Genomic DNA, 11,820 nt, shown 5'->3' with positions numbered 1-11,820 from the left:
GCGCTATATATACTTAAGCTTAAAGCCTTTTGACCAGTGACTAAATCAACATTCGTCCGTTACGCAACCGGAAGCAGCGTCGGCTACCGTTTTTGCATATTTATAAAGTACACCCTTCGTGACTTTCAATGCGGGCTTTTCCCATTTGGCCCGGCGCTCGGCGATGATATCATCGGCTACCAGCAGATTGATGGTGTTGTTTACCGCATCGATAACAATGGTGTCGTTATCTTCGACCAAGCCAATTAGTCCGCCTTCATAAGCTTCCGGCGTAATGTGCCCCACTACAAAGCCATGGGTGCCACCGCTGAATCTCCCATCCGTAATCAATGCTACGCTTTTGCCCAATCCGGCTCCGATGATTGCGGAGGTAGGTTTCAGCATTTCGGGCATACCCGGTGCTCCTTTCGGCCCTTCGTTTTTAATGACCACGACATCGCCAGGTTTTACCCGTTTTGATGCCAGTCCGGCGATTAGGTCTTTCTCGCCGTCAAATACGCGCGCCGGGCCTTCGAAACGCTCTCCCTCTTTGCCCGAAATCTTGGCGACACTGCCTTTTTCCGCAAGGTTGCCATATAATATTTGAAGGTGACCTGTTGGCTTAATGGGGTTGTCCAGCGTTTGGATAATGGGTTGGTCTATTTCATTAATGGGAGTCACTCCGGCTAAGTTTTCGGCTAACGTCTGCCCCGTCACGGTAAGGCAGTCACCATACAGCAACCCTTCATTGAGTAGGTATTTCATCACCGACGGGACACCACCATAGTTGTAAAGGTCTTGCATAAGGTATTTCCCGCTCGGCTTGAAGTCTGCAAGTACCGGCGTGGTGTCGCTCATCCGTTGGAAGTCGTCTTGGGTAATGTTGATACCCACACTTTTGCCAATGGCGATGAAATGTAGTACGGCATTGGTGCTGCCACCAAGGATGATGATAACCCGCAGTGCATTTTCAAATGCTTCGCGCGTCATGATGTCTGATGGTTTGATATCGCGTTCAAGGAGAATACGGATGTATTTACCCGCCTCGCGGCATTCTTGTTTCTTCTCTTCGCTGACAGCCGGATTGGAAGAGGAGTAGGGAAGACTCATACCGAGTGCCTCGATGGCGGCTGCCATGGTGTTGGCGGTATACATACCGCCACATGCACCTGCGCCCGGGCAGGTGTGTTTGACAATGCCGAGGAAATCTTCGTCGGAAAGTTCTCCCGCTATTTTCTGTCCCAAAGCTTCGAAAGCGGATACGATGTTCAGGTCTTGCCCTTTATAATGGCCCGGTGCGATGGTTCCACCATACACCATGATGGATGGGCGGTCCAACCGAGCCATAGCCATGATGGATCCAGGCATGTTTTTATCGCAGCCGGGGATGGTAATGACGCCATCGTAGTATTGGCCGCCGCAGATGGCTTCAATGCTATCGGCAATGATGTCACGGCTCACCAGCGAATAACGCATGCCATCCGTACCATTGCTCATGCCGTCGCTCACACCGATGGTATTGAATACGAGCCCAACAAGGTCGTTCTCCCACACGCCCTCTTTCACTACTTGGGCCAAATCATTGAGGTGCATGTTGCAGGTATTTCCATCGTAGCCCATACTCGCTATACCGACCTGCGCTTTCTGCATGTCGTCATCTGTTAACCCGATACCGTAAAGCATGGCTTGGGCGGCAGGCTGGGTCTTGTCTTGCGTAAATACTTTGCTGTACTTGTTTAGTTCTGTTGTTTGATTAGCTAGCATAATTATATGATCACTTCGTAATTCTCTTTTTCTAATGTTAAATTCTTGTAGGCCCGCTGTATTGTCGCACCAAGTGTGTCGCTCCACTCTTCAGGGAATTTCACGTCGTCCACGGTCGAAATACCCACAATACCTGTGGCCGTGCCCGTGAGGAATGCGCTGTCGGCCGCTTTCAGTTCATCTGTTGTGAGCTGTTTTTCCACCACGCTGATATTAAATATCCCTGCAAGCTCGATGACAGCCTGCCTCGTAATCCCCGGAAAGATATGACCCAACGCAGGCGTGTATAATATGGCATTCTTTTCGATAAACAGGTTGTTGCTCGAGGCCTGCGCCACATAGCCGTCGTGGTCCAATAGGATGGCTTCGTCAAAGCCTCGTTTTGTGGCTTCGGTCGTTGCGAGGATGGAAGATATGTATTGGCCCGCTACCTTGGCTGCCATGGGGACGGAAAGGGGAGATGGTCTCCGGTAAGGGGAAAGTGTGGTCCGGATAAGATCCGTCCCTAAAAATGGACCCCATTCCCATGCGGTGATAACGATGCTGGCGTCCGCTGCCGGAGTAAGATACATGTTGCGCCCCGTGGTAACCAAGGGGCGGACATACGCGCTGCGTAAGTTGTTTCTGTCTAGCAATTCATAGGTCTTGTCTACCAATACATCGGTGTCCCATTGGAAGTCGATGCCGACCTCCTCACAAGAGCGGTGGAGACGGTCGTAATGTTGTTCGGCTTTGAATAGACGCGTACCATTGTGCGTGTTGTATGCCCGAATCCCTTCAATTGCCGACAACCCATAATGGACCGATTGGCTGAACAGGTCAATCCCGGCGGTGTCGGCTTTGACAAACCGACCGTCCAAATAAATCCATGCATTTTTATCGAAGTACTTCATTACCTCTTGACCAAATTGTGCCGATTTCCGTGCCTATTAAGCACTTTGATTTTCGACTTCATCAAGGTAAAACCTTTATTCATTATTGACAATAGCAAAAAGATTTTTTTTGAAACAGAATATAATTTTGTGATATGATAATTAAAAGAATTAATATCTGAAATATTCTCATTAATACGTGTAAAAATTTGACTTATATATACCGAATCCAATTTTGGTATTCGGTTCATTTTTTCCGATGGAATTGACTTTCACTGAAATTCTGCTTAAAATCAGCATTCGCGTCGAAAAAGTTGTTAAAAAACAAGCCCCTCAGCAATGTGTTTACCGAGGGGCTTGTTGTCTTGTATGTATTGTTTTTTTACGGTTCCCTTATCCCTTCGGCAAGTACGGTGACGTCATTGTGGATAACCTCAATGACTCCTCCAATAATATCAAAAATATCTTCCCCTTTTCCGGTGCGGACGACAACCTTGCCACTTTCCAACGTAGATACGATGGGGGCGTGGTTTTCCAATACTTCGAAAGCACCGGCAGTACCGGGTACGGTTACCGATGTGACATTGCCTTCAAAGACCGGTTGGTCTGGGGTAATGATCGTAAGTTTCATTTTTATCAGATTTGAGATTTGAGATTTGAGACTTGAGAATCTTTATGCCCGATTCTTTCTTTCCCATATCTCATATCTAACGTCTCGTATCTATTATACTAAACAGCTTCAGCTAATAATTTCTTGCCTTTTTCAATTGCATCTTCAATGGTGCCTACCAAGTTGAAGGCTGCTTCGGGATATTCATCCACTTCACCATCGATAATCATGTTGAACCCTTTGATGGTATCTTTGATGTCCACCAATACACCTTTTAGTCCGGTGAATTGTTCGGCGACGTGGAATGGTTGCGAGAGGAAGCGCTGTACGCGGCGGGCACGGGCTACCACCAATTTATCCTCTTCGGACAGTTCGTCCATACCAAGAATGGCAATGATGTCTTGGAGTTCTTTATAACGCTGAAGGATTTCCTTCACACGTTGCGCTGTGTTATAGTGTTCATCGCCCAAAATAGCAGGGCTCAAAATCCGGGAGGTCGAATCCAAGGGATCTACCGCAGGATAGATACCCAGTTCGGCGATTTTACGCGAAAGCACAGTCGTTGCATCCAAGTGGGCAAACGTTGTTGCCGGTGCGGGGTCCGTCAAGTCATCCGCCGGTACATATACAGCCTGTACCGAAGTAATCGAACCGCGTTTAGTAGACGTAATCCGTTCTTGCATGAGTCCCATCTCAGTAGCTAAGGTAGGCTGGTAACCAACCGCTGAAGGCATCCGACCCAAGAGCGCGGAAACTTCGGAACCTGCTTGCGTAAACCGGAAAATGTTGTCGATAAAGAACAGGATATCGCGGCCCGTACCATCTCCTTCGCCGTCGCGGAAATATTCAGCGATGGTTAGTCCGGAGAGTGCTACCCGGGCACGTGCCCCAGGAGGCTCGTTCATTTGTCCGAATACAAAGGTCGCCTTAGAATCCTTCATTTCTTCGGTGTCCACTTTTTCCAATGGCCATTCGCCCTTTTCCATGTCTTCGAGAAATGCGTCACCGTATTTGATGATGCCCGATTCGAGCATTTCACGGAGTAGGTCATTTCCCTCACGGGTACGTTCGCCAACGCCCGCGAAGACAGAAAGTCCTGCGTATGCTTTGGCGATATTGTTGATTAATTCCTGAATCAAAACCGTTTTACCGACACCGGCGCCCCCGAACAGGCCAATTTTACCTCCCTTTGCATAGGGCTCCAGGAGATCGATTACCTTAATCCCGGTAAGGAGCACTTCGGTTTCCGTAGATAGGTCCTCGAATTTCGGCGGGTCGTTGTGAATGCTACGGCCACCGGATTTGTCAAGTTCCTGAATACCGTCAATCGCGTCGCCTACCACATTGAATACCCGTCCCTTGATGCTTTCGCCAATAGGCATTTTGATAGGGGCAGCTGTGTCGACCACCTTCATTCCGCGTGTCAGACCCTCGGTAGCATCCATGGCAATGGTGCGTACGCGCTCTTCACCCAAGTGTTGCTGTACCTCTAGAACAATACGCTGACCATTCTCCTTCTCGATTTCCAACGCATCGTAAATTTTCGGAAGGTTGGCGTTTTCAGAGAAACTAACGTCGACCACTGGGCCGATGATTTGGGCAATTTTTCCAATATTGGACATACTATCAGGAACTAAAATTTTATAAACCAATCTAATAAAGGCTAGCAATACGCCTTAATTTTGGTCTGCAAAAATACGCTTTAAAGAATTAAAAGCAAATATAAATTCAAACAATTGTTCGGCTACCTGATGTCATAACCTTTTATTGATTTCGTCCTGCAACTGCCGCTTTAGTCTTTGCTCTTTCTCCATCGCTTTTTTCCGGTGTTGGTCAAATTCATCTTGGAGGTCGGCAATGGCTTTTTGCGTATCTCGGGTCACCACATGGCTTTGGTTGAACTTGTAGATAAAGATCGCCAGCGCGGCGGCTAACAGCATTACGATTCCCCACATGATTAAACTATAGGTCGATTTTTGCAGTGATATACCTATAAAGGAGAAGCTGTCCTTCTCCCGCTGTGCCGTTTGGAGCGATTCCTGCACGAGGCCGAGCGAATCGGTAAGTGCATCCACAGTGGTCATTTGGCTGCCGGATTTCGCCTTTAAATCTGCTATTTCCTGGGTCAACGTACGAATGGAGTCCGTCACATTTTTCCGGATTTGCTCGAGATTTGCCCGACGAACATGCTCGATGCCATTCTGTGTCCGCGAAATCGCATAAAGGTAAACGAATTGACTATCGATGGTGCCGCTAGTGAGCGAGCCTTTTGGAGGTACGCGCGTGGTTGTACTTTGGCCAAAAACGTTGCCACTTGAAAAGACAGTGATCAGGATCGCAAGCATTGTAAAGTTTCTCATGTTTGTCTGTTGTATTATTTTTTTATTTTAAGAACACGATATTACGGGTTTTATTGTCTAAATGAAAATCCAATACACAAAAAGTCAAGGCATGCTTATCAAACATGACAGCTCATAACAGTTCGTGTTTTCATGTTTTCTATCTTGCGCTGTTTTTATAGCTAAATGACCGAAAATTTAACCGTATTGATATGCAAGCACTAGCAGGAGTATTTTTTCATTTCGTTGGCGGATTTGCCTCTGGTAGTTTTTATGTGCCTTATAAAAAGGTGAAAGGCTGGGCGTGGGAAAGCTTCTGGATTGTGGGGGGATTGTTTTCGTGGCTTATCGTTCCACCGTTGGCTGCCTACCTTACCATTCCCGGTTTTGCCGACATCATCCGGCAGGCCGACAGCAGTACGCTGGGTTACTCGTTTTTGTTTGGCTTACTGTGGGGTGTGGGAGGTCTCACCTATGGACTGGGAGTACGGTACCTTGGTGTTTCTTTGGGTAGCAGCATCATATTGGGGCTCACCATGGTGTTTGGCTCGTTGGTGCCATCTATTTACTACTACTTTAGTGGTACGGAGGGGAAAGAAACGATTGATTTATTTTTCACCACCAATTCCGGGCGGACAGTCTTGATTGGTTTGGCGGTCTGTGTTTTTGGGATTTACCTCTGCGGTAAAGCAGGTGTGTTAAAGGAAAGAGAATTGGCCGTAGGTACCGCCGACGCCAGTGGCAATAAGGATTATAAGTTCGGTATCGGGCTGATTGTCGGAATCGTATCCGGCGTACTCAGTGCTTGCTTTAACTTCGGATTGGAAGCCGGGAAACCGATGGCCAACGTGGCCAATGACCTTTGGAAGGCCGCTAATCCAGGGCAGGGTGAGTTTCTCTTTCAAAACAACGTAACCTATGTGGTTGTTCTATGGGGCGGCCTTACCACCAACTTCCTATGGTGTATGTTCCTGAATGCACGCAACAAGACATTCGGCGATTATGTAAATGCCAAAACGCCCATCGCACGCAATATCTTGTTCTGTGCGTTGGCCGGAACGACCTGGTATCTGCAATTTTTCTTTTACGGGATGGGCGAGAGCCGATTGGGCAACGGGCCGAGTTCGTGGATACTGCACATGGCATTTATTATCTTGATTGCCAACGCCTGGGGTGTTATCCTGAAGGAATGGAAAGGAGTGGGAAAGAAAACTTACGCGACCATAATAGGGGGGATCGCAACCATCATCCTTTCTATCATATTGGTGGGTTTTGCAAGAACATTGGATACCTAAGCCAGGAAATTAAAAAGTAAACGGAAGAAAAGGCAAACACAAAAAACGAATAAACAATAAGTAAGATGTCAAATATCATTGAGAAAGACGCATTCAAGCATGTAAGTTATTTATGGGATCACGCTAAGGCCGCCGAACTGGAAGGGGATGAGGTGGCGCTTTTGCTTTACCGGTCTAACCTACTCGGGGCAGATTTGCGCCTTACGAATTATGGGGGCGGCAATACCTCCTGTAAAGCTGTCGCAAAAGACCCGCTTACAGGTGCCGAAACGGAAGTGATGTGGATCAAGGGTTCGGGTGGCGATATTGGTACACTCACGCGCAGCGGCCTCGCGGCGCTGTATGTCGATCGTTTACGGAACCTTAAACAGGTATACCGTGGTATCGAGCATGAAGACGAAATGGTGGAACTTTTCAACCATTGCATTTATGATTTGCAGTCTAAGGCGCCGTCCATAGACACGCCCCTGCATGGTTTCTTGCCATTTAAGCATATCGATCACCTTCATCCCGACGCCGCGATAGCCATTGCTGCCGCGAAGGACGGCCAGCGTATCACTCAAGAACTGTTTAATGGCGAGATCGGCTGGGTAGCGTGGCAACGGCCGGGATTCGATTTGGGATTACAGCTAAAGCAGTGCCTCGATGAAAATCCGGGCATCCGGGGAATTATGCTCGGGTCGCATGGCTTGTTTACCTGGGGGGATACCGCATACGAGAGTTATGTAAATACGTTGACCGTCATCGAGCGTTGCGCCGAATACTTGGAGGCAAACTACGGTAAGAAACGGCCGGTATTCGGTGGTGCCAAGGTAGGGGATGTCGACGTGGATGACCGGAAAAGGCAAGCGGCGGCGTTGGCCCCCATCCTTCGTGGGTTCTGTTCGTCCGAACGACGCATGATAGGGCATTTCACGGATGATCCACGGGTTCTGGAATTCATCAACTCCCAGGATCTTGACCGTTTAGCACCGTTGGGGACCAGCTGCCCAGACCATTTTTTACGCACCAAAATCAGTCCGTTGGTGCTTGATTTGGCACCCGATGCCGATTTGTCGGATGCTGCAGCGCTGAAAGCCAAACTTGAACCGGCCTTTGAAGCTTACCGGGCGATGTATAAAGACTATTATGAGTCTTGCAAGCATCCCAACAGCCCCGCTATGCGTGACCCAAATCCGGTAATTATCCTTTATCCGGGTATTGGCATGTTTTCATTTTCGAAAGATAAACAAACTGCCCGTGTGGCCGCTGAATTTTATACCAATGCCATCAATGTAATGAAAGGGGCCGAAGCCATATCCGAATATACTTCGCTACCTCGACAGGAAGCATTTGATATCGAATATTGGTTGTTGGAAGAAGCTAAATTGCAGCGTATGCCCAAACCCAAGCCCCTGTCGGGGAAGATAGCCTTGGTAACAGGGAGTGCGGGCGGTATTGGCAAGGCCATCGCAAAGAAGTTCGTACAGGAGGGCGCCGTGGTTGTGCTTAACGATCTCAACGGAGGGCGTTTGGAGGAGGCAGGGAAGGAATTCCAAGCCGCTTTCGGCAAAGATGCTTATGCTACGGCGCTATTGGACGTAACCAACGCAGATCAGATACAGCAAGCCTTCGATACAGCAGCATTGGCGTTCGGTGGTGTCGATATCGTCGTAAACAATGCCGGCCTTTCGATATCGAAATCAATTGAAGACCATACCCAAAAAGATTGGGACTTGTTGTACGATGTGCTGGTTAAAGGGCAATTCCTGGTGACACAAGCAGCGGTTACTGTGTTGAAGAAACAGGCAGTCGGTGGCGACATTATCAATATCGTCAGTAAGAATGCACTTGTAAGTGGCCCTAACAATGCTGGTTATGGCTCAGCCAAGGCAGCCCAACTGCATTTGAGCCGACTGAATGCAGCCGAACTCGGGGCAGATCATATCCGCGTGAATGTGGTCAACCCCGACGCCGTGATCAGCGACAGTAACATCTGGGCTGGAGGATGGGCCGAAGGCCGTGCCAAGGCCTATGGTATTACGGTGGAGGAGCTTCCCGCATACTATGCGAAGCGCACATTACTCAATGAAGTCATCCTTCCAGACGATATCGCCAACGCGTGTTTCGCGTTCACCGGTGGCCTGTTGAGCAAGTCCACCGGCAACGTGCTGAATGTCGATGGGGGTGTCGCCATGGCGTTTGTGCGTTAATGATCTTATTTTCGCAGAATTGTCAACTCAGTTGCTCCCTGAAAGCAATGGTTGATGATTCTGCTTACTTTTGTTAAGAAACTATTATGAATATCGATAAAAATCAAATAGCGGAACATAACCAACGGTTGGAAACGGTGCAACAACGCCGATTTGAGCGGTTGGTGGAAGACCTGCCTCATGCGGTAGATATTGTAAACAAATTAGTCGACTTCCAAGTGGCCATACCGAGCTGGGCATTAGGCACGGGAGGTACCCGTTTTGGCCGTTTCTCGGGAGGGGGGGAGCCGCGCAACTTGGAAGAGAAAATAGCGGATATTGGGCTGTTGCATGCCCTGAACCGGTCGAGCGGTGCTATTTCACTGCATATTCCATGGGATATTCCAGCGGATTACGAGGCTATCCGTACACTTGCCAGCCAGCATGGGTTGACATTTGACGCGATGAATTCCAATACCTTCCAAGACCAGCCTGGCCAAACGCACAGTTATAAATTCGGCTCCATGCAGCACGTCGACCGTGCGGTACGTAAGCAGGCGATCGATCATAATATAGAGGTCATCAAACATGGTATCGAACTGGGGTCGAAGTCGTTGACGGTATGGCTGGCGGATGGTTCCAGTTTTCCTGGTCAGCTCAACTTCCGCCGAGCTTTCCAAAATACCCTCGAAAGTTTGCAGGAAGTGTATTCGGCGCTGCCTGCTGATTGGAAAATCTTCGTGGAGTATAAAGCATTTGAACCCAACTTTTACTCGACGACGGTAGGAGATTGGGGGCAATCGCTGCTTTATGCCAGTAAACTGGGCGACAAAGCCTATACATTGGTCGACTTGGGGCATCACTTGCCGAACGCCAATATTGAGCAGATTGTCGCTTTGCTGTTGATGGAAGGTAAACTGGGTGGTTTCCATTTCAACGATTCCAAATATGGCGATGACGACCTCACAACGGGTAGTATCAAACCTTATCAATTATTCCTGATATTCAGTGAACTCGTTGAGGGGATGGATGCTCGTGGTATGGACCATACGAAAGACTTGGGGTGGATGATTGACGCTTCCCATAATCTGAAGGATCCGCTAGAAGATTTAATCCAATCGGTCGAAGCAATTCTGATTGCTTATGCACAGGCGTTGCTTATCGATCGTCCGGCACTGCGTGAGGCCCAGGCCGCAAACGACGTAACCCGAGCGCAGGAAGTGCTACAATTGGCATTCCGTACGGACGTACGTCCGTTGGTTGCGGAAGCGCGGCTGCGCGCAGGTGCAGCGTTGGATCCGATTGAGCTTTACAGGGCCTTGAATGTACGGGGTGAGTTAGTCAAGGAAAGAGGAGCGAAGACGGTAGCGACGGGGTTGTAGATGAAGAAACAAGTCATAGCGATATTCGACGTTGGCAAAACCAACAAAAAGCTCTTTCTATTCGATGAGCGCTATAAAATCGTGTTCGAGCGGTCGGCGCGGTTTACCGAGACGGAAGACGAAGATGGCGATCCTTGTGAGAACTTGGAAAGCCTACGTTTATCGGTGTTCGACTCCTTGCACGAGGTGTTCCGAAGGCCTGAATTTGATGTAAGGGCAATTAATTTTGCGGCCTATGGAGCCAGTTTGGTGTACGTAGACGAGAATGGAAAGCCGCTTGCGCCGTTATACAACTATTTGAAACCCTACCCCGAACAATTGCAGCGGCATTTTTACGAAACCTACGGCGGTGAGGAAAAGGTAGCCTATTCAACGGCCTCACCTGTGCTGGGCAGTCTTAATTCGGGGATGCAGCTCTATCGGATTAAATATGAAAAACCGGCACTTTTCGAACGGATACGCTATGCCCTGCATTTGCCCCAATACCTCAGCTTCTTGGTGTCGGGCCGTATGTACTCCGATATGACAAGCATCGGCTGCCATACGCAGCTTTGGGATTTCAATAAAAACGACTACCACGAGTGGGTACGCAATGAAGACATCGATGAAAAGCTCGCCCCTATTGTGGCGGGCGACGACATCTTCCCTGCCTCTTTTCCGGGGAATGGATATGGTGTAGGCGTGGGCCTACACGATAGCTCGGCGGCCCTGATACCCTACCTTGTGAGTTTCAGCGAGCCGTTTGTGTTGATTTCTACGGGAACTTGGTGCATCAGCCTCAATCCGTTTAACCATACACCGCTTACCAAAGCGGAGCTGGATGCTGATTGCCTCTGCTATATGCAATATCAGGGTACCCCGGTGAAGGCTTCGCGCCTCTTTGCCGGTTATGAACATGAGCAGCAGGTGAAACGTATTGCGGAGCACTTTGGCCAGCCTACGAGCCGTTACAGGAATATGGCGTATAATCCGCGTACCGTGGCGAAGTTGCGCAATGAGACTTCAGGGCCGGTACCTATCGGAAGTAAAGTATCTGCCTTTGCGCAACGTGACTTGTCGGATTACGCCTCATACGAGGAAGCCTACCATCGGCTGATGATGGATTTGATAGACTTGCAGGTGATTTCGACCGGACTTGCCATCAAAGGTTCGGAAGTGAAACGTATTTTTGTGGACGGCGGGTTCAGCAAAAATGCCATTTTCATGAATTTACTGGCCAACGCTTTTCCCGAAATGGAGGTTTTTGCAGCTTCCATGGCGCAGGCAACCGCAGTGGGCGCGGCATTGGCTATTCACGCGGCATGGAATAAGCGTCCGTTGCCGAATGACTTAATAGAATTGCGTTTTTACGCGCATTCGAATATAACCTAATGTATTAGGTTCCATGGGCCCAACGGAGAATGATTTT

The 11,820-nt window shown here is 48.8% G+C and carries 9 protein-coding genes; 4 read left to right on the top strand and 5 right to left on the bottom strand.

What is annotated here, in order from left to right:
* Positions 1 to 45: 45 nt before the first annotated feature.
* The 5 genes from ilvD to ACO1NT_RS10390 form a co-directional block, all read right to left on the bottom strand.
* Positions 46 to 1,743 (bottom strand): dihydroxy-acid dehydratase, encoded by a 1,698-nt coding sequence (ilvD, locus tag ACO1NT_RS10410; protein ID WP_449048566.1) that lies wholly within the window; start codon positions 1,741 to 1,743, stop codon positions 46 to 48.
* Positions 1,744 to 1,745: 2 nt separating this feature from the next.
* Positions 1,746 to 2,636: a branched-chain-amino-acid transaminase gene (gene ilvE, locus ACO1NT_RS10405; RefSeq protein WP_449048565.1), complete on the bottom strand. Its 891-nt coding sequence runs from the start codon at positions 2,634 to 2,636 to the stop codon at positions 1,746 to 1,748.
* Between the two features lie 361 nt (positions 2,637 to 2,997).
* Positions 2,998 to 3,246 (bottom strand): ATP synthase F1 subunit epsilon, encoded by a 249-nt coding sequence (atpC, locus tag ACO1NT_RS10400; protein ID WP_449048564.1) that lies wholly within the window; start codon positions 3,244 to 3,246, stop codon positions 2,998 to 3,000.
* A 98-nt stretch (positions 3,247 to 3,344) separates the two neighbouring features.
* Positions 3,345 to 4,847 carry a F0F1 ATP synthase subunit beta gene (gene atpD / locus ACO1NT_RS10395; protein WP_449048563.1) on the bottom strand — a complete coding sequence of 501 codons (1,503 nt, stop codon included), beginning with the start codon at positions 4,845 to 4,847 and terminating at the stop codon, positions 3,345 to 3,347.
* 132 nt (positions 4,848 to 4,979) lie between these two features.
* Entirely contained in the window at positions 4,980 to 5,585 is a 606-nt protein-coding gene (locus ACO1NT_RS10390) for a hypothetical protein (RefSeq protein ID WP_449048562.1), read from the bottom strand.
* A gap of 191 nt (positions 5,586 to 5,776) precedes the next feature.
* On the opposite strand from ACO1NT_RS10390, the gene rhaT reads away from it, so the two are divergent.
* The 4 genes from rhaT to ACO1NT_RS10370 all read left to right on the top strand — a co-directional run bounded on the left by rhaT (position 5,777) and on the right by ACO1NT_RS10370 (position 11,783).
* The gene (gene rhaT, locus ACO1NT_RS10385) at positions 5,777 to 6,859 is read left to right on the top strand and encodes an L-rhamnose/proton symporter RhaT (RefSeq protein ID WP_449048561.1); all 1,083 of its coding nucleotides are present in this window, start codon (positions 5,777 to 5,779) and stop codon (positions 6,857 to 6,859) included.
* Positions 6,860 to 6,924: 65 nt separating this feature from the next.
* Positions 6,925 to 9,051: a bifunctional aldolase/short-chain dehydrogenase gene (locus ACO1NT_RS10380; RefSeq protein ID WP_449048560.1), complete on the top strand. Its 2,127-nt coding sequence runs from the start codon at positions 6,925 to 6,927 to the stop codon at positions 9,049 to 9,051.
* Between the two features lie 86 nt (positions 9,052 to 9,137).
* Positions 9,138 to 10,412, top strand: coding sequence for a sugar isomerase (locus tag ACO1NT_RS10375; protein WP_449048559.1), 1,275 nt, complete (start codon positions 9,138 to 9,140; stop codon positions 10,410 to 10,412).
* A complete protein-coding gene (locus tag ACO1NT_RS10370; protein ID WP_449048558.1) occupies positions 10,413 to 11,783 on the top strand; it encodes an FGGY-family carbohydrate kinase in 1,371 nt (456 codons plus the stop codon).
* Positions 11,784 to 11,820 lie beyond the last annotated feature (37 nt).

The sequence above is a fragment of the Parapedobacter sp. genome (assembly GCF_053550995.1).
The sequence above is the reverse complement of the archived record's forward strand: the minus strand, read 5'-3'. Positions and strand labels throughout refer to the sequence as shown.

What these genes read in the sequence shown, in the direction of transcription:
- ilvD (WP_449048566.1), bottom strand. Translation starts at nt 1,743, where the DNA reads ATGCTAGCTAATCAAACAACAGAACTAAACAAGTACAGCAAAGTATTT.
- rhaT (WP_449048561.1), top strand. Translation starts at nt 5,777, where the DNA reads ATGCAAGCACTAGCAGGAGTATTTTTTCATTTCGTTGGCGGATTTGCC.
- atpC (WP_449048564.1), bottom strand. Translation starts at nt 3,246, where the DNA reads ATGAAACTTACGATCATTACCCCAGACCAACCGGTCTTTGAAGGCAAT.
- atpD (WP_449048563.1), bottom strand. Translation starts at nt 4,847, where the DNA reads ATGTCCAATATTGGAAAAATTGCCCAAATCATCGGCCCAGTGGTCGAC.
- ACO1NT_RS10380 (WP_449048560.1), top strand. Translation starts at nt 6,925, where the DNA reads ATGTCAAATATCATTGAGAAAGACGCATTCAAGCATGTAAGTTATTTA.
- ACO1NT_RS10370 (WP_449048558.1), top strand. Translation starts at nt 10,413, where the DNA reads ATGAAGAAACAAGTCATAGCGATATTCGACGTTGGCAAAACCAACAAA.
- ACO1NT_RS10390 (WP_449048562.1), bottom strand. Translation starts at nt 5,585, where the DNA reads ATGAGAAACTTTACAATGCTTGCGATCCTGATCACTGTCTTTTCAAGT.
- ilvE (WP_449048565.1), bottom strand. Translation starts at nt 2,636, where the DNA reads ATGAAGTACTTCGATAAAAATGCATGGATTTATTTGGACGGTCGGTTT.
- ACO1NT_RS10375 (WP_449048559.1), top strand. Translation starts at nt 9,138, where the DNA reads ATGAATATCGATAAAAATCAAATAGCGGAACATAACCAACGGTTGGAA.